Here is a 26,061-nt window from a genome sequence, read left to right as displayed (position 1 = left end):
ATTCCTCAGAACGTGTGGTCGAGGCCGTCGGTCGGCGACTGCGGAGTGGACGGCTGCACCGGCAGCGGCTCGAAGCTGAGCTTGCCGTGGTTGATCGGGAAGTACGTCGGCATCGTGCCGGTCGCCCGCGCATAGGCACACGCGATCGCGGCGAACGCCGGCGCCACCGCCAGCTCACCGGCACCGCTCGGGCTCTCGCTCGTGTTCGGCATGATCACCACCTGCACGTCCAGCGGCGAGTTCCACTGCCGGGTGTAGAAGTAGTTGTCCCAGCTGCCTTCCAGCGGGATGCCGTTCTTGATGTGCAGGCTGGACGTCAGCGCCAGCGCGATCGCGTCCTGCAGACCGCCGAACATCTGCGCCTCCAGACCACGCGGGTTGATGCAGAACCCGGGATCGACGACGATCACCGCCTTGGTCACCCGCGGACCGGTCACGCCTTCGCCCTCGACCGGCCGGTTCACCGTCTCCGGCCGGCAGTCGATCTCGACCAGCGTCGCGACGGCCGCCCGGTACTCCGAGTGCACACCGACACCCTGCGCCGTACCCTTCGGCATCGCCTTGCCCCATTCGCCGACCTCGGCCGCCTTGTTAAGGACCGCGAGCAACCGCTGGTCCTTGAGGAAGTTGCGGCGGAACCGGACCGGGTCCTGGCCCATCTTCGCGGCGAGCTGGTCGACCACCAGCTCCTCCGCGCAGACCACGTTCGGCGAGTAGATGTTGCGCATGCTGCCGGTGTTGAACTTCAGAGGGATCTCGTTGAGCAGCTGCGTCGTGACACCGAAGTCGTACGGCGACGACTGGGTGAGCGCGAAGATCGTCTCGGCGAACGACAGGTTGCCGCCGACCGGGATATCCGCGGCGAACGCGGTGATCATCTCGCCGAGGCCGTGACCGAAGTCGGTTTCCACACTGGTATGGCGCTGCTCGTAGGTCAGCACGTTGCCGGCCAGGTAGTTCACCCGGACGCGGGACGTGCTCATCGGGTGCGTGCGCCCCTGGCGGAAGTTGTCGGTGCGGGACCAGGACAGCTTGACCGGCTTGCCCATCTTCTGCGAGATCTCCGCCGCCTCGGCCGCCACGTCGTGGAACAGATGCCGGCCGAAGGAGCCACCGCCTTGGATGACGTGCACCTTGACCGCGTCGATCGGCAGGCCGAGCTGCTTGGCGATGTCCTCCTGGGCGACGATCGGCACCTTCAGGCAGGACCAGATCTCGGCGCTGTCCGGGCGGACGTCCGCGATCGCGCAGTCCGGCTCGAGCGGACTGTTGCTGGCGAACGCGAACACGAACTCGGCGTCGATCGTCTTCGTCAGCAACGGCAGCGCCGGAGCGGCCATCGGCAACTGGGCCGCACGCAGCTTCGCCAGCACAGTGGCGTCGGACTCGCCGTCCACCGTGCCCGGGCCCCAGGTCGCGTCGACCTTCTGGATCGCGTCGATGCACTGGCCGAACGTCTCGCCCCTGATCGCGACACCGTGGGTGATGCCAACGACATCGGTGATCCCGGGCATCGCCCGCAGCGCCGCGAGGTTGTTGATCGACCGCAGCGTCCCGTTGATCGTCGGCGGCCGTGCCACCATCGTCGGCTTCGCACCCGGGACGTTCAGGTCCATCGCGAACTGCTTGCGCCCGGTGACGATGTCGTGGGCGTCGACGCGGTTCCGCGGCTTCCCGAGGACACTGAACTCGGACGGTGACTTGAGCTCGGCGGACACCGTGATCGTCTTCGCGGTCGCGGCGAGCTCGGCCAGCGAGCCGTACGTCGCCGTACGGCCGCTCGGACCGCTCAACACACCCTTGCGCGTGGTCACCTGGCCGGCCTCGACGCCCCAGTGCGTCGCGGCCGTCTCCACCAGGCGCTGCCGGGCGATCGCGGCGGCCGTCCGCACCGGGACGTACATGCTGCGCATCGAGTTCGAGCCGCCGGTCAGCTGGTTCATCAGCAGCTCCGGCCGTGCGTCGGCGAGCGCGATCTCGACCTTGTTCATCGGGAGATCCAGCTCTTCGGCGACCATCATCGCGAACGCGGTCGTGATGCCTTGACCGACCTCGGCCCGCGGTACGGCGAAGTACGCGGTGCCGTCGGACTTCAGCTGGACCGTGATGAGCCCCGATGTCGGCGCCGCGGCGAGGTTCTGCAGGTCGCCGAGGTCGAAGATGTCCGCCGGCTGCGGCACCGAGGGAACCGCCGCATCGGCCGCGCGCGGGTCGGACTCGTTGGTCAGCCAGCTCACGCCGACCGCGAGCGTGGGCGCGGCAATCAGGTATCCGAGAACCTTGCGCCGGCCCAGCAGAGCGCGTCTGTCGGCCGGTCGGTCGCTTGGTCGATCCAACGAACGACGATGTTCGGCCATGAAGGTTCCTCCGTGCTCGAGCAATGCTGGGAACGCAGTCTGGCACCGTCATCGGCGCGGCGGCATGGCCACGATGCCCACGTTTTGCGCGGTCTCACTGTGCACAACGCACAGGCCGGCACTTCGGTCACGCAGAGGGCGGCGGGAACAGTCTGAAAGCACGCAACGCAAGGCCGAGCTCCAAGTGGAAGCCTTCGTCGCTGAGGTTACGGCCGGTGATCTGATGGACCCGGTGCAGGCGGTTGATGACCGTGTTGCGGTGACAGTGCGCTAGATCGGCGGTACGACGTACGGAACCCGCCGCGAGCACCCACTTGTCCAACGTGTCGAGCAACAGTTCTCGTTCGGCCGCGGGTACAGTCATCAGCGGCAGCAGCCAGTGCTGCACAAGCTGCTCGGCCAACTCCGGTGCACTGAGCAACAACGCCTCAGGAAGCCGTTCGGTCAGCGCCGCTACGTCGATCTGACCGGCCGGAAGCGTACGCCGGGCCAGCATCGCCTGCCGGTACGCGACATTCACCTCGGCCAGACCGGAGACAACGCCGGACAGACCGGCCGGTGCGTGGACGACGTCACGCAGCGTGCGGAGCACCGTGACCGGCGATTCCGTGCCCACAGCAAGCAAACCGACCACGGTCTGTGGACGGACCTGCCAAGCGGAAGCGATCCGGAGGCCCGCAAAGCGCCGTACCAACAAGGATGTCGTGCACTCGTCGTCGATCAGGTTGTCGATGGCCACCACCGCGTAGCCGCCGTTCACGGGCACGTCGAGGACGGTAGCCGCCTCCTGGATGAAGGCCCGATCCTTCCCCGGGCCGTGCAGCAGGCCTTCCCAGAGGGTCGATCTACGTCGCTCGTCCGCGCGGACGAGTTGCCGTTCGGCGGCGTGATAAGCGGCCGCGACCTGCGACGACGTTCGGTCGACGACCTCCCAGACCTTGCTCGCGACATCCAGCAACGCCTCGGAGTCGACCACGCCCTGCACACGGGCCTCGTCGATCAACGCCTCCCACACCAGCCGCCCGCCGAGCCGGAACGACTTCAGGACGTCGTCCAGCGGCATCCGCTGCTCCGCCCGCCGCCGCCCGGTCGCCTGCGCCGCGTCGAAGTGATCGTCGTTGTCGGCAATCATCCGCACGACGCGAGCAACGTTGTCATGACACGACCGCCACAGATCCTGCTGCGGCACCGCACCCATCTCGCGATACGCAGGATTCTGCTCGTAGATCGTCTCGACCAACGCATCCGTCAACGCCGGCAGATGCAGCAACACACTCTCGGCCAACGCCTCGACCGTCAGCCCCACCACCGGCAACGCAACATCCCGCTCACCCATAGTCGGCACAGCATCGCACACAGTCGCCGTACCGGACAGACCTCGCGTCAGACCGAGCGGGTGGCTACCAGGTCGCAGAGGGTGTCGAGGGCTTGTCGGCCGGGGCCTTCGGGGAGGGTGGTGAGGAGTTTGCGGGCGTCGGCTGCGCGGCGGCGTACGTCGTCTTCGGCCTGGCGGAAGGCGGCGTGGGAGCGGAGCAGGTCCAGGGTTTCCGAGAGGCGCTCGTCGTCGGAGAGGTCGGAGTCCAGGAGGTCCAGGAGACGGGCGTCCGTGGGATCGCTGGGGTCCGCCTGGGCGCGGAAGATCAGGACCGGAAGGGTCGGCACGCCCTCGCGGAGGTCGGTGCCGGGGGTCTTGCCGGACTGGCCGGACTCGGACGCGATGTCGAGCAGGTCGTCGGCGAGCTGGAAGGCCACGCCGATCTCCTCGCCGAACGCCCGCAGCGACTCCTGGATCTCCTCGGACGCACCGGCGTACCGGGCGCCGAAGAGGGCGGACGTCGCGATCAGTGAGCCGGTCTTGTCGGCGACCACCGACAGGTAGTGCTTGAGCGGATCCTGGCCTTCGCCGACGCCCATCGTCTCGCGGATCTGCCCCTCGACCAGCCGGCCGAAGGTGCGGGCCTGGATCCGGACCGCTTCCGGGCCGAGATCCGCGACCAGGTCCGACGCCCGGGCGAACAGCCAGTCACCGGACAGAATCGCGACCGAGTTGTCCCACCGCGCGTTCGCGGTGGACGAGCCGCGCCGCAGCGCCGCCTCGTCCATCACGTCGTCGTGGTGCAGCGTCGCGACGTGGGTGAGCTCGACGACGACCGCCGCCTTCACCACCTCGTCGGACGCGACGTCAGCGCCGAACTCGGCCCCGAGCAGCACCAGCAACGGCCGGAACCGTTTGCCACCGGCAACCATCACGTGCTGGGCGGCCGCGGTGACGAACGGCGCCTCGGACTGGGTCGCGTCGAGCAGCGCCTGCTCCACACGCTCCAGCCCAGCACGAACCCGGGACTCGAGCGCCGCATCGGCGAACTCGAATCCCAGGCTCTCGGCCGGCAGCGGGGTCGGACTCAACGGATGAACTCACCAGCTCGGGCCGCCAGGTCGAGCACCGGTCCGGGAACCAGACCGAGAACCACCGTGGCGGCAAGACCCAGGGCGACCGCCGACGTGGTCTGCCAGCCCGGCAGCGCCACGTCCGGCGCGTCGGCCGGCAGGTCGGAGAAGAACATCAGCACGATCACGCGGACGTAGAAGAACGCGGCGACCAGGCTGGACAGGACAGCGACGACGACCAAAGGCCAGGCGCCACCGGTCCACGCCGCGCTGAAGACCGCCCACTTGCCGGTGAAGCCAGCGGTCAGCGGGATACCGGCGAAGGACAGCAGGAAGAACGCGAAGATACCGGCCAGCAGCGGCGACTTCTTGCCCAGGCCCGCCCAGCGGGACAGGTGCGTCGCCTCGCCGCCCGCGTCGCGCACCAGCGTGACGACCGCGAACGCGCCGATGGTCGGGAAGCCGTACGAGACCAGGTAGAACAGCACCGCCTGCGTCGAGGTGATGCCGGTGTGGACGCCGCTCCCGGCCTGCGCGAGGCCGACGAACGCGGTCAGCAGGAAGCCCGCGTGCGCGATCGACGAGTACGCCAGCATCCGCTTCACGTCGGTCTGGGTGATCGCGACGATCGAACCGACGACCATGGTGAGGATCGCGATGATCCACATCATCGGCGCCCAGTCCCAGCGCGAGCCGCCGAGCGCGACGTAGAAGACCCGCATCAGGCCGACGAACGCGGCGATCTTGGTGCAGGCCGCCATGAACCCCGTGACCGGCGTCGGCGCGCCCTGGTACACGTCCGGTGTCCAGGAGTGGAACGGTACGCCGCCGACCTTGAACAGCAGGCCGACACCCAGCAGGCCGGTGCCGGCGAGCAGGATGGTGTCGCTGCCGGTGTCCGAGCTGAGAGCGTCCGCGATCCCGCCGAGCGACATCGTGCCGGCGTACCCGTAGAGCAGCGCGATCCCGAACAGCAGGAACGCCGACGAGAACGCACCGAGCAGGAAGTACTTCATCGCGGCTTCCTGCGAGATCAGCCGGCGACGGCGCGCCAGACCGCACAGCAGGTACAGCGGCAGCGAGAAGACCTCGAGCGCCACGAACAGCACCAGCAGGTCGTTCGACGCCGCGAACAGCATCATGCCGCCGACCGCGAACAGCGTCAGCGGGAAGATCTCGGTGTGCTCGACGCGCGCCGCCGTACCCTCGCGCTCGGCGTCGGAGCCCGGTACGGCGGCCGCTTGGCCGGCGAACGCGGACAGGCCGCCGTCGATCGAGCGCTCCGCGAACAGCAGCACGCTGATCAGGGACAGTGCCAGCAGGATCAGCCAGGTGAACAGCGCCGGACCGTCGACCGAGATCGCACCCTGAGCGGCGAGCAGTTCCTTCTTGTCGTTCATCAGGATGCCGGTCAGCACACCGGACACGACCACGGCGACCACCGTGATCGCCAGCTGCACCAGGTGCCGCAACGGCCGCGGCAGGAACGCCTCGACCAGGACGCCGACGCACGCCGCGCCGAACACGACGAGCAGCGGAGCCAGCTCGTTGTACTCGATCTTGGGCGCCGTGAAGTCCGCCAGCGGCAGCAACATCGCGCTCACTTCTGTCCCTCCGTCACGGGGATCTGCGGTGCCTTGTCGGTCACGCCGACCCGCTGCATGGTCTCGTCGACCGCGGGCTTGATGATGTCCACGATCGGCTTCGGGAAGATCCCGAGGCCGATGATCAGGACCACGAGCGGCGCGATCGCGAGGATCTCACGCCCGGTCAGGTCCTTGAGCTTCTCGATCCCGTCGCGGACCGGACCGGTCATCGTGCGCTGGTACATCAGCAGGATGTACAGCGCGGCCAGCACGATACCGAGGACGGCGATCACCGCGATCACCTTGTGCCGGCTGAACGTCCCGGCCAGCACCATGAACTCGGAGATGAACGGCGACAGACCGGGCAGCGCCAGGCTGGACAGGCCCGCGAACAGGAACGTGCCGGCCAGCACCGGGGCGACCTTCTCCACCCCGCCGTAGTCGGCGATCCGCGCGGAGCCGCGCCGGGAGATCAGGTACCCGGCGACCAGGAACAGCGCCGCGGTGGAGAGACCGTGGTTGAACATGTACAGCGTCGACCCGGTCAGTCCCTGCGACGTCAGCGCGAAGATGCCCATCACGATGAAGCCGAAGTGCGAGATCGACGTGTACGCGATCAGGCGCTTGATGTCGGTCTGGCCGATCGCCAGCAACGCGCCGTACAGCACCGAGATCAGCGCCAGCACGAGCACCACCGGTGTGGCCCACTCGGACGCGTTCGGGAACAGGCCCAGGCAGAACCGGATCATCCCGAAGGTGCCGATCTTGTCCAGGATGCCGACCAGCAGCACCGACGTACCCGGCGTCGCCTCACCGGCCGCGTCCGGCAGCCAGGTGTGGAACGGCACCATCGGCGCCTTCACCGCGAAGGCGAAGAAGAAGCCGAGGAACAGCCAGCGTTCGGTGTTCTGGCTGATGTCGAGCTTCATCAGGTCGCTCAGCAGGTACGACGGCTCACCGGCCTTGGCCGAGACGACGTACAGGCCGACGACCGACGCCAGCATCAGCAGACCGCCGAGCAGCGAGTAGAGCAGGAACTTCACCGCGGCGTACGAACGCTGCGGGCCGCCGAAGCCGCCGATCAGGAAGTACATCGGGATCAGCGTGGCCTCGAACAGCACGTAGAAGAGGAACACGTCGGTGGCGGAGAACACGCCGATCGACAGCGCCTCGAGGCCCAGGATCCAGGCGAAGAAGGACTTCTCCGACCAGCGGCCGTGCTGTGCGTCGTTCCAGGACGCGATCATCACGATCGGCGTCAGCAGCGCGGTCAGGACCACCAGCACGATGCCGACACCGTCGAGACCGAGCGCGTAGTGCGCGCCGAAGGCCTTGATCCAGGTGTGCGTCTCGGCGTAGTCCTCGCCGCCGTTGCGGTGGTAGCCGATCGCGACGATCGCGGTCAGCACCAGCGTCACGAGCGAGAACCCGAGCGCGACCTGCTTGGCCGTCAGCGCTTTCGCCTTCGGCACCAGCATCGTCGCGATGGCCCCGACGAACGGCAGGAGCAGTAACAGGGTCAGCCAACCGATGTTCACGACAACCTCACCGCGAGGAGGGCGACGACCACGAATGCGGCGCCGAAGACCATGCTGAGTGCGTACGAACGGACGAAGCCCGTCTGGAACCGGCGGAGCCGGCCGGACAGACCGCCGAAGAGTGCGGCCAGGCCGTTGACCAGACCGTCGACGCCCCGGTTGTCGAGCCAGACCAGCGTCCGGGTCAGGTACTGCCCGGGCCGCATCAGGACCGCCTCGTTCAGCGCGTCGCCGTACAGGTCCCGGCGGGCGAAGACGGTGACCGGCGAGCCGGCGGGCGCCTCCCGCGGGATGTCCCGGCGGTACTTGAGCACCGCGATGACGATGCCGACGGCAACCACCGCGAGGGTGATCAGCGTCATCACCAGGGCACTCACCGGCGGGTGCTCCTCCTCGTGACCGACGATCGGCTCCAGCCAGTCGACGATCCAGTGCCCCGCGAAGTACAGCGCGCCGCCGCCCAGCGACAGGGCCGCCAGGATGATCAGCGGCCAGGTCATCACGGCCGGCGACTCGTGCGGGTGCACGTCCTCGGCCCAGCGCTTCTTGCCGAAGAACGTCATCAGCATCACCCGCGTCATGTAGAACGCGGTGATACCGGCGCCGAGCAGCGCGCACAGACCGATCACCGTGTTGTCCGCGAACGCGGCCTCGATGATCTTGTCCTTGCTGAAGAAGCCGGCGAACGGCGGGATGCCGAGGATCGCCAGGTAGCCGAAGGCGAAGGTCGCGAAGGTGACCTTCATCGACGTCCGCAGGGCGCCGTAGTGGCGCATGTTCACGTCGTCGTTCATGCCGTGCATGACCGAGCCGGCGCCGAGGAACATGTTGGCCTTGAAGAAGCCGTGCGTGAGCAGGTGGAAGATCGCGAACACGTACCCGGCCGGGCCGAGGCCCGCGGCGAGCATCATGTAGCCGATCTGGCTCATCGTCGAACCGGCCAGCGCCTTCTTGATGTCGTCCTTGGCGCAACCGATGATCGCACCGGCGAGCGCGGTGACCGTACCGACGATCACCACCGCGGTGGACGCGGCGTCGGTGACCTCGTAGATCGCGTGCGACCGGACCACCAGGTAGACGCCGGCCGTGACCATGGTCGCCGCGTGGATCAGCGCCGACACCGGGGTCGGGCCCTCCATCGCGTCCAGCAGCCAGGACTGCAGCGGCACCTGCGCGGACTTACCGCAGGCGGCCAGCAGCAGCATCAGGCCGAGCAGCGTGGCCCACGTCTTCGAGACGTGCTCGGCGCCGGCGTTCACGGTCGTGAAAGCGGACGAGCCGAACAGCGCCCACATGCTCATCACCGCGAGCGAGAGGCCGATGTCACCGACCCGGTTCACCACGAACGCCTTCTTCGCGGCGACCGCGGCCGAGTTCTTGTGCTGCCAGAAACCGATCAGCAGGTACGACGCCAGACCGACGCCCTCCCAGCCGACGAAGACCAGCAGGTAGTCGGCCGCGAGCACCAGCAGCAGCATCGAGGCGATGAACAGGTTCAGGTAGCCGAAGAACCGCCGCCGACGCGGGTCGTGCTCCATGTAGCCGATCGAGTAGATGTGGATCAGCGAACCCACACCGGTGATCAGCAGCACGAACAGGATCGACAGCGGGTCGATCAGCAGCGTGAAGTCGACCTTGATCTGGCCGACCGAGAACCACTCGAACAGCCGGACCGTCTCGGACCGCTCCTCGCTCGCCCGGCCCCGCATCTGGAAGAACAGCACGACGCCGAAGGCGAAGGAGATCACCGGCGCCAGCGTGCCCAGCAGGTGACCCCACGCGTTGGTGGCCTTGCCACCGAGCAGCAGGATCGCCGCGGACAAAGCCGGTACCGCGACCAGCAGCCACGTCAGCTCATGACTCATCGGTTGCTACCTCAGTACTTGAGCAGGTTGGCGTCGTCGACCGAGGCCGAGCGACGGGTGCGGAAGATGGCCATGATGATCGCCAGCCCGATCACGACCTCGGCCGCGGCCACCACCATCACGAAGAAGGCGGCGATCTGGCCGTCGAGGTTGCCGTGCTGGCGGGCGAAGCTCACGAACGCGAGGTTGGTCGCGTTCAGCATCAGCTCGACGCACATGAAGACGACGATCGCGTTCCGGCGTACCAGCACGCCGAGAGCGCCGATGCTGAACAGGATCGCCGCGAGCACGATGTACGGCTCGGTTGTCACCGCTTCTCTCCTCCTTCGGCAAACCCGGTCGTGTCGGTGCTCTCCGCCTCGGGCGGGTACAGCTCACCCGCGTCGAGCTTGCGGACCTCTTCGATGTCCGCGCGCTCCTCGGCTTCGGGGAACACGGTGCCACGTGCCTGGAGCACCCGCGAAACCGAGGTCGGTGCGATCGACCCGTCCGGCAGCAGGGCCGGGGTGTCGACGGCGTTGTGCCGGGCCAGGACACCGGGCGTCGGCAGCGGTCCGGGGTGGATGCCCTGTTCGGCGTACTTGCGGATCCGCTCCTCGGCGTGGTCGCGCTGCGTCTTCTTCTTGGTCAGCCGCTCGCGGTGGGCCAGCATCATGGCGCCCATCGCCGCGGTGATCAGCAGCGCCGACGTGACCTCGAAGGCGAACACGTACTTACCGAACAGCAACTGCGCGAGGCCCTTGACGTTCCCGTCCGGCTGCGCGTCGCCCAGTCCGGTCGGGTGCCCGTAGATCGCGTTCCCGACCGCGGAGATCAGCAGCACGCCGAAACCGAGGAACGCGATCCCGGCGAGCAGCCGCTGACCACGGATCGTCTCGACCAGCGAGTCGGACGCGTCGACGCCGACCAGCATCAGCACGAACAGGAACAGCATCAGGATCGCGCCGGTGTAGACGATGATCTGTACGGCGAACAGGAACGGCGCGTCCTGCGCGGCGTACTGCACCGCGAGGCAGATCATCATGGTCGCCAGCAGCAGCGCCGAGTGCACCGCCTTACGGACCAGCACCATCCCGATCGCGGCCAGGATCATGACCGGGGCGAGCAGCCAGAACGCCACCTGCCCCCCGGTGACCAACCCGATCATTTGGCGTCACTCCCGTCGGCATGCGAGGCCGCGCCGGTCAGACCGAGGTAGTAGTCCTTCTCGGTCTTGCCGAGCTGCATCTCGTGCGGCGGCTCCTGCATCCCCGGAAGCAGCGGCGCCAGCAGGTCCTTCTTCTCGTAGATGAGGGACGCCCGACTGGAGTCGGCCAGCTCGTACTCGTTGGTCATGGTGAGCGCCCGGGTCGGGCAGGCCTCGATGCACAGACCGCAGAGGATGCAGCGCAGGTAGTTGATCTGGTACACCCGGCCGTACCGCTCGCCGGGCGAGAACCGGTCGCCCTCGGAGTTGTCCGCGCCCTCGACGTAGATCGCGTCCGCGGGGCAGGCCCACGCGCACAGCTCGCAGCCGACGCACTTCTCCAGCCCGTCCGGCCAGCGGTTCAGCTGGTGCCGGCCGTGGAACCGCGGTGCGGTCGGCTTCTTCGTGAACGGGTATTCCTCGGTGAACACCTTCCGGAACATCGTCCGGAAGGTAACCCCGAACCCGGCTACCGGGTCCCAGAGGGACTCTTTGACACTAGCCACGGCTGCCTGCCTTCGATTTCGGCTCGGTCTGCTGACTGGGGAGCGGTGGTGGCACCGGGAATCCGCCGGCGAAGGCGTCGAACTCCTTGCCGTCGGCCACCTCAGCCGGCTCTTCCTTCGGCTTCTGCGGGACGAACATGCTGATCACCGCGATCAGCAGCACGATCGCGGCCGCGACCAGCAGCGTCGTACGGCTGAAGTTGGTCTCGCGGCCGACCGCGCGGACGGTGGCGACCAGCAGGATCCAGGCCAGCGAGATCGGGATCAGGACCTTCCAGCCGAACTTCATGAACTGGTCGTAGCGCAGTCGCGGCAGCGTCCCGCGCAGCCAGATGTAGAAGAAGATGAAGCCCATCAGCTTGCCCATGAACCACAGCACCGGCCAGAAGCCGGAGTTCGCGCCGTCCCAGATCGAGATCGGCCACGGCGCCCGCCAGCCGCCCAGGAACAGCGTGGTGGCCAGCGCGGACACGGTCGCCATGTTGATGTACTCGGCCAGGAAGAACATCGCGTACTTGATCGAGGAGTACTCGGTCAGGAAGCCCGCGACCAGCTCGCCCTCGGCCTCGGGGAGGTCGAACGGCGCCCGGTTCGTCTCGCCGACCATCGAGATCACGTAGATCACGAACGACGGGAAGAGCAGGAACGCGTACCACCCGGGCAGCGGGATGTCGGCCCCGAACCAGTGCACGGTCTGGTGCGACTGCGCCGCCACGATCTCCGAGGTGGACAGCGAGCCCGCGAACAGGAACACCGTCACCAGCGCCAGTCCCATCGCGACCTCGTACGAGATCATCTGCGCGCTGGACCGCAGACCGCCGAGCAGCGAGTACGTCGAGTTCGACGACCAGCCGCCGAGCACGATGCCGTAGATGCCGATCGAGGCGATCGCCATCACGTACAGCACCGAGACCGGCAGGTCGGTGAGCTGCAGCCGGGTGTAGGTGTCGGTGAACGGGATCTTCACCGTCGGGCCGAACGGGATCACCGCGAAGGTGAGGAAGGCCGGTACGGCGACGATCGCCGGCGCCAGCACGAAGACCAGCCGGTCGACGCCCTTCGGCATCAGGTCTTCCTTGAGCATCAGCTTCACACCGTCGGCCAGCGACTGCAGCAGACCCTGCGGGCCGTGCACGTTCGGGCCGATCCGCTGCTGCATCCGCGCCACCACCCGGCGTTCCCACCAGATGTTGAACAGCGTCAGCACCACCAGGAACACGAAGATGAACAGCACCTTGATGAGGATCACCCACCAGGGGTCGTGACCGACCCCCGCGTCAGGCACCGCGAGCGAGATCATGCGTTTCCTCCGGCGATCGTCACGATCGAGCCATGGTCTGCGTGCAACGACCGACGGACGTGGGAGTCGGCCGAGTTGGTCGGCAGCCAGACCACGTTGTCGGTCATCGGGGTGATGACGACCGGCAGCCGGATGCTCCCGGCGTCGGTGCTCACCACCAGCTCGTCCCCGTCGGCGACGCCGATCCGGCGCGCGGTGGTGAGCGAGACCCGGGCGACCGGCGTCCGCGCGGTCGCGGTCAGGTGCGGCTCACCGTCGCAGGCGCGGCTGTCGTCGATCAGCATCCGCCAGGTCGCCAGCCGGGTGGAGTCGAACGCACCGAGGGCCGGACCGGCCTGGTACGTCGGCTCCTGGGCCCGGTCGCCGTCCCAGCGGCCGAGCTCGTCGTACTCGCGCTTGGCGCCGTCGGTCGTGCTGAAGCCGAGCGGGTTGCCCATCTCCTGCGCCAGCGCGGCCAGCGCGCGGACGTCCGGCATCGCGGCCGGCACCTTGAGCACGACCGGGAACGGCCGCTCGCGGCCCTCCCAGTTCACGAAGGTGCCGGACTTCTCCACCGGCGGTACGACGGGGAAGACCACGTCGGCGTACTCGGTCACCTGCGAGTTGCGAACCTCGAAGCTGACCACGAACGGCACCGCCTCCAGCGCGGCGAGCGCCGCGGCCGGGTCGGGCAGGTCGTCGATCTCGACACCCGCGACGACCAGCGCCTGCAGCGAACCTGCGTTGGCGATGATCTCGGTGAGGTCCTTGCCGGGCTCGCCCGGCAGGTTGTCGACGCCCCAGGCGGCCTGCAGGTCGACGCGCGCCTGCGGGTCGCTGACCAGCCGGCCACCGGGCAGCAGGCCCGGAAGGCAACCGGCCTCGAGCGCGGCCCGGTCACCCGCACGCCGCGGGATCCAGGCCAGGTCGGCACCGGTGTCGAGCGCCAGCCGGAGCGCGTTCGAGTAGCCACCCGGTACGGCCGCCAGCCGCTCGCCGACGACGATGATCGAGTCCGGACCGAGTGCGGCCCGGGCAGCTGCCCCGGCCTCACCGGCGTTACCGAGATCCGCGAGTACGGCGGCCTCGGTGCCCGGCGAAGCCTGGACGACGACGCCGTTGAGCTTCTCCACACCGCGGGACGCGTACGCCGCGATCGTGAACACCTTGGTGCCGTGCTTCTTCACGCCCTTGCGCACCCGCAGGAACACCGACGGCGCCTCTTCCTCGGGCTCGAACCCGACGAACAGCACGGTGCCGGCCTTCTCCAGGTCGGAGAACGTCGTACCCAGGCCGGTGCCCGCCACCGCGGCGGCGAGGAAGTCCGCCTCCTCCGCGGAGTGCGGGCGGGCCCGGAAGTCGATGTCGTTGCTGCCCAGCGCGACCCGGGCGAACTTCGAGTACGCGTAGGCGTCCTCGACCGTCAGCCGGCCACCGGTCAGCACCGCCGCATTGCCACGTGCCGCCGTCAGCTTCTCGGCCGCGAAGCTCAGCGCCTCCGGCCAGGACGCCGGCCGCAGCTCGCCGTCCTCGCGGATCAGCGGGTGGGTCAGCCGGTCACCGGTGCTCGCGTACTGGAACGCGAACCGGTCCTTGTCGGAGATCCACTCCTCGTTGACCTGCGGGTCGTCGCCGGCCAGCCGGCGCATCACCTTGCCGCGCCGGTAGTCGACCCGGATCGCCGCACCGGACGAGTCGTGCTCGGCCACCGACGGCACCGACACCAGGTCGAACGGCCGCGAGCGGAAGCGGTACGCCGCACTCGTCAGCGCACCGACCGGGCAGATCTGGATCGTGTTGCCGGAGAAGTAGCTCTCGAAGGGCTCCTTCTCGTAGATGCCGACCTGCTGCAGCGCGCCGCGCTCGATCAGCGCGATGAACGGGTCACCGGCGATCTGCTCGGAGAAGCGGGTGCAGCGCGCGCAGAGGATGCAGCGCTCACGGTCCAGCAGCACCTCGGCCGAGATGTTGATCGGCTTCGGGTAGGTCCGCTTGATCTCGGTGAACCGGCTCTCGCCGGCGCCGTTGCTCATCGCCTGGTTCTGCAGCGGGCACTCGCCGCCCTTGTCGCAGACCGGGCAGTCGAGCGGGTGGTTGATCAGCAGGAATTCCATCTGCCCGTGCTGAGCCTTGTCCGCCACCGGCGAACTCACCTGGGTGCGGACCACCATGCCGTCGGCAACGACGATCGTGCAGGAAGCCTGCGGCTTGGGCATCCCGCGGCCGTTCCCGGCGTCGGTGATCTCGACCAGGCACTGCCGGCAGGCGCCGACCGGGTCGAGCAGCGGGTGGTCGCAGAACCGCGGGATCTGGATCCCGATCTGCTCCGCGGCCCGGATCAGCAGGGTGTTCTTCGGAACCTTCACCTCGATGTCGTCGATGGTGACCGTCACCAGGTCGGTGCGCTCCACCTCCGACCCGGCCGGCGGGTTCGCTTGGATCGTCATGCGCTAGCTCCAGCAGTCGCGAAGACAGTGCTTGCCATCGGGTCGAACGGGCAGCCGCCGTTCTCGAAGTGCGCCAGGTACTCGTCCTTGAAGTGCGCGATCGAGCTGGTGATCGGTGCGGTCGCACCGTCGCCGAGCGCGCAGAACGACCGGCCGAGGATGTTCTCGGACAGGTCGAGCAGGACGTCCAGGTCCTCGTCGGACCCCTGGCCCTTCTCCAGCCGCTCGAGAATCTGCACCAGCCACCACGTGCCCTCGCGGCACGGCGTGCACTTGCCGCAGGACTCGTGCTTGTAGAACTCGGTCCAGCGCAGTACAGCGCGCACGACGCACACCGAGTCGTCGAAGATCTGCAGCGCCTTGGTACCGAGCATCGAACCGACCGCGCCGACGCCCTCGTAGTCCAGCGGTACGTCGAGGTGCTCGGACGTCAGCAGCGGCGTCGACGAGCCGCCCGGCGTCCAGAACTTCAGCTCGTGGCCCTCGCGGACCCCGCCGGCCAGGTCGAGCAGCTCCCGCAGCGTGATGCCCAGCGGGGCCTCGTACTGACCCGGGCGGGTGACGTGCCCGGACAGCGAGTACAGCGTCATGCCCTTGGACTTCTCGGTGCCCATCGAGGAGAACCAGTCCGGCCCGTTCTTGATGATGGCGGGAACGGAAGCGATCGACTCGACGTTGTTGATGACAGTAGGGCAGCCGTACAGACCGGCCACGGCCGGGAAGGGAGGACGCAGCCGAGGTTGACCGCGACGTCCTTCCAGCGAGTCGAGCAGCGCCGTCTCCTCGCCGCAGATGTAGGCGCCTGCACCGGCGTGCACGACCACGTCGAGGTCGTAGCCGCTGCCGAGGATGTTCGTGCCGATGAAGCCCGCGTCCTTGGCCTCCTGGACCGCCTGCTGCAGCCGGCGGATCACGTGCAGGACCTCACCACGGACGTAGATGAACGCGACCGACGCGCGGATCGCGTAGGACGCGATGACGACGCCCTCGACCAGCGTGTGCGGCGAGGCCATCATCAGCGGGATGTCCTTGCAGGTGCCCGGCTCCGACTCGTCGGCGTTCACCACGAGGTACTTCGGGTTCGGGTTGTCCTGCGGGATGAACTGCCACTTCATGCCGGTCGGGAAGCCCGCGCCGCCACGGCCGCGCAGCCCGGAGTCCTTGACCGTGGCAACGACATCGGCCGGCTGCATCGCGAGCGCCTTGCGCAGCGCGTCGTACCCGCCGGACCGCTGGTACGACGACAGCTGCCAGGACCTGATCTGGTCCCAGTTGTCGGACAGCACCGGAGTCAACGTGTCAGCCATGGTCAGTCCTCCTTCTGGGTGTCGGCGCTGGAGGAGCCACCGGGCGCGGTCCAGCCGCGCTCGCGGGCCAGGCGAAGGCCGGCCAGCGTGGCCTTGCCGCCGGTCGGGCCCTCGTCGGCACGGCCGTCGGGGTACCCGGCCAGCACCCGCTCGGCCTCGCGCCAGGTGCAGACCGTCGCACCGCGCGGCGACTTCACCTCGGTGCCGTCCCGCAGGTCGTCGACCAGCTGGGTGGCCGACTCCGGCGTCATGTCGTCGAAGAACTCCCAGTTGACCATCATCACCGGCGCGTAGTCGCAGGCGGCGTTGCACTCGAGGTGCTCGAGGGTGATCTTGCCGTCCTCGGTGGTCTCGTCGTTGCCGACGTCCAGGTGCTGCTTCAGCCGGTCGAAGATCAGGTCGCCGCCCATCACCGCGCACAGCGTGTTGGTACAGACACCGACGTGGTAGTCGCCGACCGGGCGGCGCTTGTACATCGTGTAGAAGGTGGCCACCGCCGACACCTCGGCGCCGGTCAGCCCGAGCACGTCGGCGCAGGCCTCGATGCCCTCCGGGGTGACCCGGCCCTCGACCGACTGCACCAGGTGCAGCATCGGCAGCAGCGCGGACCGGGCGACCGGGTACCGCGCCGCGATCTCGCGCATCTCCGCGATCGTGGCGTCGGTGATCATCGAGTCGCCGGTGCTGTACGGCACCGTCTTGTCGGTAGCAGTCGTGTGGTTCTCGGCCATTTAGCGGTCCACTCCACCCATCACCGGGTCAAGGCTGGCGACGGCGACGATCACGTCGGCGACCTGGCCGCCCTCGCACATGATCGGCATCGCCTGCAGGTTTGCGAAGGACGGGTCACGGAAGTGCACCCGGTACGGCTTGGTGCCGCCGTCGGAGACGACGTGGCAGCCCATCTCGCCGCGCGGTGACTCGAGCGCGACGTACGCCTGGCCGGCCGGCACCCGGAAGCCCTCGGTGACCAGCTTGAAGTGATGGATCAGCGCTTCCATCGACTCGCCCATGATGTGCTTGATGTGGTCGAGCGAGTTGCCCATCCCGTCGGCGCCGACGGCCAGCTGGGCCGGCCAGCCGATCTTCTTGTCGGCGACCATCACGGGCTGGCCGTCCATCTTCTCCAGCCGGTCGGCGCACTGCTCGACGATCTTCAGCGACTCGTGCATCTCCTGCAGCCGCACGCGGAACCGTCCGTACGCGTCGGAGGAGTCCCAGGTCGGTACGTCGAAGTCGTACGTCTCGTACCCGCAGTACGGCTGGCTCTTGCGCAGGTCCAGCGCGTAGCCGGTGGAGCGCACCGTCGGGCCGGAGATGCCGAGCGCCATGCAGCCGGCCAGGTCCAGGTAGCCGACGTTCTGCAGCCGCGCCTTGAAGATCGGGTTGGCGTTGCAGAGCTCGGCGTACTCCTTGAGGTGCTTGTTCATCCACGTGATGTACTCGCGGATCTTGTCCAGTGCACCCGCCGGGAGGTCCTGCGCGACACCGCCCGGCCGGATGAACGCGTGGTTCATCCGCAGCCCGGTGATCAGCTCGAACAGGTCCAGGGTCTTCTCACGCTCGCGGAAACCGATCGTCATCACGGTCAGCGCGCCGATCTCCATACCGCCGGTGGCGATGCAGACCAGGTGGCTGCTGATCCGGTTGAGCTCCATCAGGAGCACCCGCATCACGTTCGCCTTGTCCGGGATCTGGTCCTCGATCCCGAGCAGCCGCTCGACCGCGAGGCAGTACGCCGCCTCGTTGTAGAACGGCGACAGGTAGTCCATCCGGGTGCAGAACGTGACGCCCTGCGTCCAGGAGCGGAACTCCATGTTCTTCTCGATACCGGTGTGCAGGTAGCCGATGCCGCAGCGGGCCTCGGTCACGTTCTCACCGTCGAGCTCGAGGATCAGCCGGAGCACGCCGTGCGTGGACGGGTGCTGCGGGCCCATGTTGACGACGACGCGCTCTTCGGGCTCCTCGCCGAGGCCGGACACGACCGAGTCCCAGTCCTGGCCGGTGACGGTGAAGACCTTGCCCTCGGTGGTGTCCCGGGTCGTCGCGTACGGATCTGTTGCGGTCATTAGTTGTACGACCTCCGCGTGTCGGGCGGTGGGATGACAGCGCCCTTGTACTCGACGTCGATTCCGCCGAGCGGGTAGTCCTTGCGCTGCGGGTGCCCCGGCCAGTCGTCGGGCATCTGGATCCGGGTCAGGGCCGGGTGCCCGTCGAAGACGATGCCGAAGAAGTCCCAGGTCTCCCGCTCGTGCCAGTCGTTGGCCGGGTAGACCGAGACGATCGACGGGATGTGCGGGTCGCTGTCGGGCGCCGACACCTCCAGCCGGATCCGGCGGTTGTGGGTGATCGACAGGAAGTGGTAGACGGCGTGCAGTTCGCTGCCGGTCTCGTTCGGGTAGTGCACGCCGCTGACACCGGAGCAGAACTCGAACCGCAGCGCCTCGTCGTCACGCAGGTGCTTGCACACCTCGACCAGGTTCTCGCGCTTGATGTGCAGGGTCAGCTCACCGCGGTCGACGACGACCTTCTCGATCGCACCGTCGGCGACCAGGCCTTCCAGCCGGTCCACGGCACCGTCGAACCAGGAGCCGTACGGTTTCGGCGTACTGCCCGGCAGCGCGACCTGGCGGCGCAGGCCACCGAAGCCGGAGGTGTCACCGGTACCGCGGACACCGAACATGCCCTCGCGCTGGTCGATCACCTCGGCCTGCGGCGTCTGCGCGTCACTGGCCGCAGAGGTCGCCGGGAGGTTCTCGGGTTGCGTGTCGCTCATCGGACACCTCGCTGCGCTCGGTCGCCGCTGCGCGACGAGGTCGCTGTGTTGTTTGTTCCCTCGCTGCGCTCGGTCATCGCAGCAGACCCTTCATCTCGATCGTCGGGGCGGCGGTCAGGGCCGCGGCCTCCTGCTCGGTCTGCAGCGCCTTCTTGTGCGCGCCGAGCTTCATGTGCTGGATCTGGTCGTGGATCTTCAGGAACGCGTCCAGCAGCATCTCCGGCCGCGGCGGGCAGCCGGGCAGGTACATGTCGACCGGTACGACGTGATCCACGCCCTGCACGATCGCGTAGTTGTTGAACATGCCGCCCGACGACGCGCACACGCCCATCGCCAGCACCCACTTCGGGCCGGGCATCTGGTCGTAGATCTGGCGCAGTACCGGAGCCATCTTCTGGCTCACCCGGCCGGCCACGATCATCAGGTCGGCCTGTCGCGGCGAGGCCCGGAAGACCTCCATGCCGAACCGCGCGGCGTCGTACCGCGGGGCGCCGGTGGTCATCATCTCGATGGCGCAGCAGGCCAGCCCGAAGGTTGCCGGCCACAACGATGCCTTGCGCATGTAGCCGAGCAGTCCTTCGACGGTGCTCAGCAGGACGCCGGCCGGAAGCTGTTCCTCAAGACCCATGTCAGTCCCATTCCAGTCCGCCGCGGCGCCACACGTAGGCGTACGCGACGAAGACGGTGACGATGAAGATGACCATCTCGACCAGCCCGAACAGCGCCATCTGGTCGAAGGCCACCGCCCAGGGGTAGAGGAAGATGATCTCGATGTCGAAAACGATGAACAGCATCGCGGTGATGTAGTACTTCACCGGGAAGCGCCCACCACCGACCGGCTGCGGAGTGGGCTCGATGCCGCACTCGTAGGAGTCCAGCCGGGCCCGGTTGTAGCGCTTCGGGCCGACCAGGGCGCTAATGGTGATGCTGCCTGCGACGAAGAGCGCCGCGAGCACACCGAGAGCGAGAATCGGTGTATAGGGGTGCATCGCTGCGTGCTCCCTCCTTCAGCCGGTGGTCTGTGTGTTTCTCTGGATATCAGTACGCGTGTGGCTCAACTCACCCGCCCCGCCGGTCAGGCGGCGGGGGCGAGCTTCGTGAGGCCGTTGATGATCTTGTCCATCACGTCCCCGTCGCGCGGGTCGGTGAGGTTGGCGAGCAACTTCAAGGTGAACTTCATCAAGGTGGTGCGCGGCAGACCGTACTTCGTGCAGAGCCGCATCACCTCCGGATTTCCGATCAGCTTCACGAAGATCCGGCCGAGCGTGTAGTAACCGCCGTACTCCTGCTTCAGCGCCTTCGGGTACGCCGACAGCGCGCGTTCCCGCTGGTTCGGCTGCCGGTGCAGCGCCTGGGCGGCGACCTCGGCGGCGAACGCCCCGGACTCCATCGCGTACGGGATGCCCTCGCCGTTGAACGGGTTGACCATGCCGCCGGCGTCGCCGAGCAGCATCAGGCCGCGGGTGTAGTGCGGCTGCCGGTTGAAGCCCATCGGCAGCGCGGCGCCCCGGATCGGGATGGTCTGGAACTCGTCGCGGAACTGCCACTCCTCGGGCGTGACCTTGAGCCACTGCTTCAGCAGGTCGGCGTAGTCGACCTTGCCGAAGGCCTCCGAGGTGTTCAGGATGCCGAGGCCGACGTTGACGGTGCCGTCGCCCATCCCGAAGATCCAGCCGTAGCCGGGAAGCAGCACGCGGCCACCGGGCTGCTTCGGGTCGTCGGCCCACAGCTCCAGCCAGGACTCGAGGTAGTCGTCGTTGGTCCGCGGGCTGGTGAAGTACGTCCGTACGGCGACACCCATCGGGCGGTCGTCGCGCTTGTGCAGGCCCATCGCGATGCTCAGCCGGGACGAGTTGCCGTCGGCCGCCATCACCAGTGGCGCCCGGTACTCGACGTCGGCGCCGGCCCGGCGGCCGTTGTCGTCGACCGGCTTCGCGGTGACCCCGACGATGTCACCCTTGGCGTCCAGGATCGGGCCGGTCACGTTGGTCCGCTCCCGCAGCCGCGCCCCGGCCTTCTCGGCCTGCCGGGCGAGCATCTCGTCGAAGTCCATCCGGTTCCGGGTCAGGCCGTAGTTCGGGTGGCTGGCCAGGTCCGGCCAGTCGAGCTGCAGGACGTGCCCGGCGCCCTGGATGCGGAGTCCGTAGTTCCGGATCCAGCCGGCCTCTTCGGAGATGTCGATGCCCATGTTGATGAGCTGCTTGGTGCCGCGCGGGGTGAGCCCGTCGCCGCACACCTTCTCCCGCGGGAACGCGGTCTTCTCCAGCAGCAGGACGTCCAGCCCGGCGTTCGCCAGGTGGTACGCCGCCGCCGATCCGGCGGGTCCGGCACCGACGACGATCACATCGGCGGTCTCCGCCTGCTGCCCGCTCGGCACGCTCTGGCTCATCTCTCCGGCCTGGATGTTCTTGGGGGCGTGTGCGCTCGTGAACGACTTCACGAGCCCTCTTCACTCGACAGTCTAGGACTGCCTGACTCGGACACGAAACTCGCCCCAACCCCCTTGCAGGCAAGCCAATTACGCTTAATTTCCGTTGCGTAATTAACTGGCCTTCACGGCCCGGTGGATGGCGACCAGGCCGCCGGTCAGGTTGCGCCACTGGACGCGGGTCCACCCGGCGCCCTCGATCGCCCGGGCCAGCGGCTCCTGCGGCAGCCAGGCGCGCGTCGACTCCGCCAGGTACTCGTACGCCTCGGGGTTGGTCGACACCACCTTCGCCACCGCCGGCACCGCCCGCATCATGTACTCCAGGTAGACGACCCGGAACGGCTTCCACGTCGGATGTGACTGCTCGAGTACGACGAGCCGTCCGCCGGGGCGGGTCACCCGCAGCATCTCCTGCAGCGCGGCCCCGACGTCGTTCACGTTCCGCAGCGCCCAGGAGATCGTCACCACGTCGAACGTCTCGTCGGCGAACGGCAGCCGCAAGGCGTCGCCCGCGACCAGGTCCAGCTCGGGGTGCCGGCGCTTGCCGACCCGGAGCATGCCGACCGAGAAGTCGCAGGACACCACTTCGGCGCCGGCCTCGCGCAGGTTGATGCTGGACGCGCCGGTCCCGGCTGCCAGGTCGAGGATCTTCATCCCCTTCCGCGGCGCGATCGCGGCCAGTGTCGCGGGCCGCCAGTACAGCTTCTCCAGCCCCATCGTCGCGACCGCGTTGGTCCGGTCGTACCCCTCGGCCACGTTGTCGAACATGGCCGCCACGTCGTGTGGTTGTTTGGTCAGGTCTGCGCGGGTCACTTGTCTAGTTGATCACGCGAGGGGGAGTCCGCCGGACAGGAGGCATACGCTTGCATCTCGTGAGTGCATCTCCAGGGAGCCGTGCGGCCCTCGCGACCCGAGGCCCCGCACCGCAGTTGGTGGTTCGCAGTCAGTCGGTGGACGGGGTCTCGGCGCAACTGCTGGACCATCTGCCGGCCGAAGGCGGACTCGCGTGGGTACGGCGGGGCGACGGGCACGTCGGCTGGGGCGTGGCCGCCCGACTGGACGTTGCCGGTGGCAACCGCTTCCAGGAGGCCATGACCTGGTGGCAGGAGCTGACGTCGGCCGCGGTGATCCGCGACGAGGTCGGCGTACCGGGCTCCGGGCTGGTCTGCTTCGGCTCCTTCGGCTTCACCGATCAGGACCCGGGTGAGCTGGTGGTCCCCGACATGATCGTCGGCCGCCGCGGCGACACCACCTGGGTGACCACGATCTCGCCGGCCAGCTCGCTGGGCGCCCCGCCCGAGCTGGTGGTCCACGAGCCGTCGCCGGTGTACGACGTGGCGTTCGCGGACGGCGCCCGGACCGGGACGGACTGGTCGGCCATCGTCGCCGACGCGGTCCGCCGGATCACCGCCGGCGAGCTCGAGAAGGTGGTACTGGCCCGCGACCTGATCGCGATCGCCGAGCAGCCGATCGATCTGCGCTGGCCGCTGCACCGGCTCGCGACGGCGTACCCGAACTGCTGGACGTTCTCCGTCGACGGCCTGATCGGCGCCACGCCTGAGCTGCTGGTACGCCGGGAGAAGGGCCTGATCACGTCCCGCGTACTGGCCGGGACCATCCGCCGTACCGGCGACGACGCGCACGACCTGGCGTTGGCCGCGTCGCTGGCCCGGTCGTCGAAGGATCTCGAGGAGCACGAGTTCGCGGTCCGCTCGGTCGCCGAGGCGCTGGAGCCGCACTGTACGTCGATGAACGTGCCGGAGACCCCGTTCGTCCTGCATCTGCCGAACGTGATGCACCTGGCGACCGATGTCGCCGGCGTCGCGAACAACGGGGCGTCCGCGCTCGGCCTCGCCGCCGCCTTGCACCCGTCCGCGGCCGTCTGCGGTACGCCGACACCGGTCGCGCGGGACCTGATCGGTGAGATCGAGGGCATGCGGCGCGGCCGGTTCAGCGGACCGGTCGGGTGGATGGACGCGGCCGGCGACGGCGAGTGGTGCATCGCGCTGCGCTGCGGCCAGGCCGACTCGGAGGAGCCACGCCGGATGCGGCTGTTCGCCGGCGCCGGCATCGTGGCGGGCTCCGACCCGGACGCCGAACTTGCCGAGACGAACGCCAAGCTGGTGCCGATGAGAGACGCATTGGGAGACTGACTGTGAAGCTGACGAAGTTCGCGCACGCCTGTGTCCGCTTGGAGAAGGACGGGAAGGTCCTGCTGATCGACCCGGGCACGTTCGCCGAGGACGCGGCCTTCGAGACGGCGGATGCGGTGCTGATCACGCACGAGCACCCCGACCACGTCGACGTCGAACGGCTGCGCGGGCTGCAGGTGCCGGTCTTCACCACCGCCGGTGCCGCGGCCGAGCTGAACGACGAGCGGGTCACGGTCGTCTCGGACGGTCAGTCGTTCCACGCGGCCGGTTTCGCTGTCCGTGCCTACGGCAAGGATCACGCGGTGATCCTGCCCGAGCTCGGCGTACCGTGCGAGAACATCGGCTACCTGGTCGACGACGCGGTCTACCACCCGGGCGACTCGTTCACCCAGCCGGACCGCGAGGTGCACACCAACCTGGTGCCGATCTCCGGCCCGTGGTTCTCGGTGGCGCCGGCGGTCGAGTACGCGCGCTCGGTCAAGGCCGAGCAGACGGTCGGCATCCACAACGCCCTGCTGAGCGACATCGGCCTCGGCATGATGCAACGCTGGATCGGTGAGGCCGGCGGCCGTCCGTACCACGGCCTGACCCCCGGTCAATCCCTCGAGATCAGCTGAACTCTGCCTCGACGAAGTCGGCCACCGGGCGGTATCCCGCCTGGTGGTAGATCTTGTTGGAGGTCGGGTTCGACAGGTCGGTGAACAGGCAGGCCTGGTTGCCGTTGGCAAGAATCATTGCCGTCACGTGACTGGTCAACGCGCCGGCGTAGCCGTGCCGCCGCCGCTCCGGGGGTGTGTAGACCGGACCGACCCGGCAGACGCCGAAGACCGGCTGGTGGAAGCCGACCATGCTGACCGGTTCGCCGTCGGCCTCCCAGATCAGCATGCTCTCGTGCTCCAGGTGCCGTTCGGCCCACTCACGGTGTCCGATGGTCAGTTCTTCGGCGAACCCGTCCTTGCCCCACGCGGCGACCAGGTCGACCTCGTCCGCCGCCATCAACCGCGCCTCGCCGGCGTCGGCTTCGAGCGGCGTGAGCTCGATCAGCTTGTGCAACCGAGTGCCACGCACAACCGTCGCCCGCCCACCGCGGTGCGCACCCCACCGTTCGCCGAACCTCGTCACGACAGGTCGATCCCCCGCGACGCCGGGGACCCGCGGCAGTACGTCGGCGAGCGCGTCGGCGACCGGCTCCGCGAGATCTTCGCGCAGCGCGCCGAGATACACGTACCGCCCCGGCGTACGCATCGCGACGCCGACCACGTCCGGGTCGTGGACGGAGACGTAGTACGACGGCTCGGTCTCACTCATCCGGCCGGTCGCCCGCTCGTGCACGACCGTCATGACCAGGTTGTTCAGCACCGGATCCCGTTGCAGAAAAGGAAACACGGTCTGCTCGAAGGCCTGTGGATCACTGGTCACACGAACATCCATGTCCGGGAGCGTACGCCCGCAGCACCGGACCGGTCGCCCGGATTTACACTGCGGGCATGTCCACCACGCGGTTGTTGCTGCTCGGCGTCGTGCGGATCTTCCAGCCGGCGTACGGGTATCAGCTGCGGCGTGAGTTGCTGACGTGGAACGTGGAGGCGTGGGCGAACGTCAACCCCGGCTCGATCTACACAGGGCTGCGCACGCTCGCGAAGCACGGGTACCTCCAGGAACTCGAGCAGGACGGTGCCCATCGCCCCGGGCGTACGTCGTACAAGCTGACCGCGGACGGCGAGACGGAGTACTTCTCGCTGCTGCGCGGCATGCTGTGGACCGTCGACGGGTTCCACCCCGACAAGATGCAGGCCACGCTCAGCTTCCTGTGGTCGCTGCGCCGCGACGAGGTGATCGCCGCCCTCGAGGCCCGGATCGCCCAGCTCGAGGCCTGGCTCAAGTCCGAACCGTTCGCCGAACGCCAGATCCAGGAAGACCCCGGTACGTCGAACCACGTCGTCGAGATGTTCCGCATCACGAAGGCACGCGACGCCGGCGAGCTCCAGTGGACCCGCGACTTCCTGGACCGGATCCGCGACGGCGCGTACGCCTTCGCCGGCGAACCGGCCGACTGGGAGCCCTACCCCGGCATGGTCACCCACTGGGGCGAAATCCCCGACGCCCCCACCTCCTAACCCCCACCCCCGCCCGGCGCTCCCCCGCTCCCGCGCCCAACTTTGAGAAGCCACCAACCATTTTCGCGGCCCCGAAACGGTCGGTGGCTTCTCAAAGTTGGGGTTGGTGGGGCGGTAGTCAATATTGA

23 protein-coding genes are annotated in these 26,061 nt (G+C 68.2%); 3 read left to right on the top strand and 20 right to left on the bottom strand.

From position 1 onward, the window contains the following. Positions 1-5: 5 nt before the first annotated feature. From EV647_RS28255 to EV647_RS28165, 19 genes are all read right to left on the bottom strand, one after another. A complete protein-coding gene (locus EV647_RS28255) occupies positions 6-2,336 on the bottom strand; it encodes a molybdopterin cofactor-binding domain-containing protein (protein WP_238177433.1) in 2,331 nt (776 codons plus the stop codon). A 148-nt stretch (positions 2,337-2,484) separates the two neighbouring features. Further along, complete coding sequence (locus tag EV647_RS28250) at positions 2,485-3,693, bottom strand: CdaR family transcriptional regulator (RefSeq protein WP_134008072.1); 1,209 nt, start codon at positions 3,691-3,693, stop codon at positions 2,485-2,487. A 47-nt stretch (positions 3,694-3,740) separates the two neighbouring features. Beyond that, the gene (locus EV647_RS28245) at positions 3,741-4,763 is read right to left on the bottom strand and encodes a polyprenyl synthetase family protein (RefSeq protein ID WP_134008070.1); all 1,023 of its coding nucleotides are present in this window, start codon (positions 4,761-4,763) and stop codon (positions 3,741-3,743) included. Next, positions 4,760-6,340, bottom strand: a complete 1,581-nt coding sequence (nuoN, locus tag EV647_RS28240) for an NADH-quinone oxidoreductase subunit NuoN (RefSeq protein WP_134009112.1) — start codon at positions 6,338-6,340, stop codon at positions 4,760-4,762. Before nuoN ends, EV647_RS28245 begins: the two co-directional genes overlap by 4 nt. Before the next feature lie 5 nt (positions 6,341-6,345). Beyond that, positions 6,346-7,869 carry an NADH-quinone oxidoreductase subunit M gene (locus EV647_RS28235; RefSeq protein ID WP_134008068.1) on the bottom strand — a complete coding sequence of 508 codons (1,524 nt, stop codon included), beginning with the start codon at positions 7,867-7,869 and terminating at the stop codon, positions 6,346-6,348. Further along, positions 7,866-9,734: an NADH-quinone oxidoreductase subunit L gene (nuoL, locus tag EV647_RS28230; protein ID WP_134008066.1), complete on the bottom strand. Its 1,869-nt coding sequence runs from the start codon at positions 9,732-9,734 to the stop codon at positions 7,866-7,868. Before nuoL ends, EV647_RS28235 begins: the two co-directional genes overlap by 4 nt. An 11-nt stretch (positions 9,735-9,745) precedes the next feature. Next, a complete protein-coding gene (gene nuoK, locus EV647_RS28225; RefSeq protein ID WP_130384807.1) occupies positions 9,746-10,045 on the bottom strand; it encodes an NADH-quinone oxidoreductase subunit NuoK in 300 nt (99 codons plus the stop codon). After that, positions 10,042-10,881 (bottom strand): NADH-quinone oxidoreductase subunit J, encoded by an 840-nt coding sequence (locus EV647_RS28220; protein ID WP_134008064.1) that lies wholly within the window; start codon positions 10,879-10,881, stop codon positions 10,042-10,044. Before EV647_RS28220 ends, nuoK begins: the two co-directional genes overlap by 4 nt. After that, positions 10,878-11,363 carry an NADH-quinone oxidoreductase subunit NuoI gene (nuoI, locus tag EV647_RS28215; protein ID WP_238177432.1) on the bottom strand — a complete coding sequence of 162 codons (486 nt, stop codon included), beginning with the start codon at positions 11,361-11,363 and terminating at the stop codon, positions 10,878-10,880. Before nuoI ends, EV647_RS28220 begins: the two co-directional genes overlap by 4 nt. A 55-nt stretch (positions 11,364-11,418) precedes the next feature. Continuing rightward, on the bottom strand, positions 11,419-12,726 hold the full coding sequence (nuoH, locus tag EV647_RS28210; protein ID WP_134008060.1) for an NADH-quinone oxidoreductase subunit NuoH: 1,308 nt from the start codon (positions 12,724-12,726) through the stop codon (positions 11,419-11,421). After that, on the bottom strand, positions 12,723-15,152 hold the full coding sequence (locus tag EV647_RS28205) for an NADH-quinone oxidoreductase subunit G (RefSeq protein WP_134008058.1): 2,430 nt from the start codon (positions 15,150-15,152) through the stop codon (positions 12,723-12,725). Before EV647_RS28205 ends, nuoH begins: the two co-directional genes overlap by 4 nt. After that, entirely contained in the window at positions 15,149-16,459 is a 1,311-nt protein-coding gene (gene nuoF, locus EV647_RS28200) for an NADH-quinone oxidoreductase subunit NuoF (RefSeq protein WP_134008056.1), read from the bottom strand. The genes EV647_RS28205 and nuoF overlap by 4 nt, the downstream gene beginning before the upstream one ends. Before the next feature lie 2 nt (positions 16,460-16,461). Continuing rightward, positions 16,462-17,190, bottom strand: coding sequence for an NADH-quinone oxidoreductase subunit NuoE (gene nuoE / locus EV647_RS28195; RefSeq protein ID WP_238177431.1), 729 nt, complete (start codon positions 17,188-17,190; stop codon positions 16,462-16,464). Next, a complete protein-coding gene (locus EV647_RS28190; RefSeq protein ID WP_134008054.1) occupies positions 17,191-18,528 on the bottom strand; it encodes an NADH-quinone oxidoreductase subunit D in 1,338 nt (445 codons plus the stop codon). Next, a complete protein-coding gene (locus EV647_RS28185) occupies positions 18,528-19,235 on the bottom strand; it encodes an NADH-quinone oxidoreductase subunit C (RefSeq protein WP_134008052.1) in 708 nt (235 codons plus the stop codon). Before EV647_RS28185 ends, EV647_RS28190 begins: the two co-directional genes overlap by 1 nt. 73 nt (positions 19,236-19,308) lie before the next feature. Further along, positions 19,309-19,863 carry an NADH-quinone oxidoreductase subunit B family protein gene (locus EV647_RS28180; RefSeq protein ID WP_131286677.1) on the bottom strand — a complete coding sequence of 185 codons (555 nt, stop codon included), beginning with the start codon at positions 19,861-19,863 and terminating at the stop codon, positions 19,309-19,311. Position 19,864: 1 nt separating this feature from the next. Continuing rightward, complete coding sequence (locus EV647_RS28175) at positions 19,865-20,224, bottom strand: NADH-quinone oxidoreductase subunit A (RefSeq protein ID WP_133789593.1); 360 nt, start codon at positions 20,222-20,224, stop codon at positions 19,865-19,867. Positions 20,225-20,310: 86 nt separating this feature from the next. Next, the gene (locus tag EV647_RS28170) at positions 20,311-21,624 is read right to left on the bottom strand and encodes a geranylgeranyl reductase family protein (RefSeq protein WP_134009108.1); all 1,314 of its coding nucleotides are present in this window, start codon (positions 21,622-21,624) and stop codon (positions 20,311-20,313) included. 153 nt (positions 21,625-21,777) lie between these two features. After that, complete coding sequence (locus tag EV647_RS28165) at positions 21,778-22,476, bottom strand: demethylmenaquinone methyltransferase (RefSeq protein WP_134008050.1); 699 nt, start codon at positions 22,474-22,476, stop codon at positions 21,778-21,780. Positions 22,477-22,535: 59 nt separating this feature from the next. Here EV647_RS28165 and EV647_RS28160 point away from each other — a divergent pair, with 59 nt between their 5' ends. Together EV647_RS28160 and EV647_RS28155 are read left to right on the top strand one after the other, a co-directional pair. Next, complete coding sequence (locus EV647_RS28160) at positions 22,536-23,816, top strand: isochorismate synthase MenF (protein WP_134008048.1); 1,281 nt, start codon at positions 22,536-22,538, stop codon at positions 23,814-23,816. A gap of 2 nt (positions 23,817-23,818) precedes the next feature. Continuing rightward, positions 23,819-24,433 (top strand): MBL fold metallo-hydrolase, encoded by a 615-nt coding sequence (locus EV647_RS28155; protein WP_134008046.1) that lies wholly within the window; start codon positions 23,819-23,821, stop codon positions 24,431-24,433. Here EV647_RS28155 and EV647_RS28150 read toward each other — a convergent pair. After that, positions 24,426-25,247 (bottom strand): GNAT family N-acetyltransferase, encoded by an 822-nt coding sequence (locus tag EV647_RS28150; RefSeq protein ID WP_134008044.1) that lies wholly within the window; start codon positions 25,245-25,247, stop codon positions 24,426-24,428. The genes EV647_RS28155 and EV647_RS28150 overlap by 8 nt on opposite strands. A 56-nt stretch (positions 25,248-25,303) precedes the next feature. Here EV647_RS28150 and EV647_RS28145 point away from each other — a divergent pair, with 56 nt between their 5' ends. Next, on the top strand, positions 25,304-25,933 hold the full coding sequence (locus EV647_RS28145; protein ID WP_134008043.1) for a PadR family transcriptional regulator: 630 nt from the start codon (positions 25,304-25,306) through the stop codon (positions 25,931-25,933). Positions 25,934-26,061: the final 128 nt, after the last annotated feature.

Origin of the sequence: Kribbella sp. VKM Ac-2566 (assembly GCF_004366005.1) — a bacterium.
Classification (GTDB): Bacteria; Actinomycetota; Actinomycetes; order Propionibacteriales; family Kribbellaceae; genus Kribbella; species Kribbella pratensis.
This window is presented reverse-complemented; position numbering and strand designations above follow the sequence as displayed.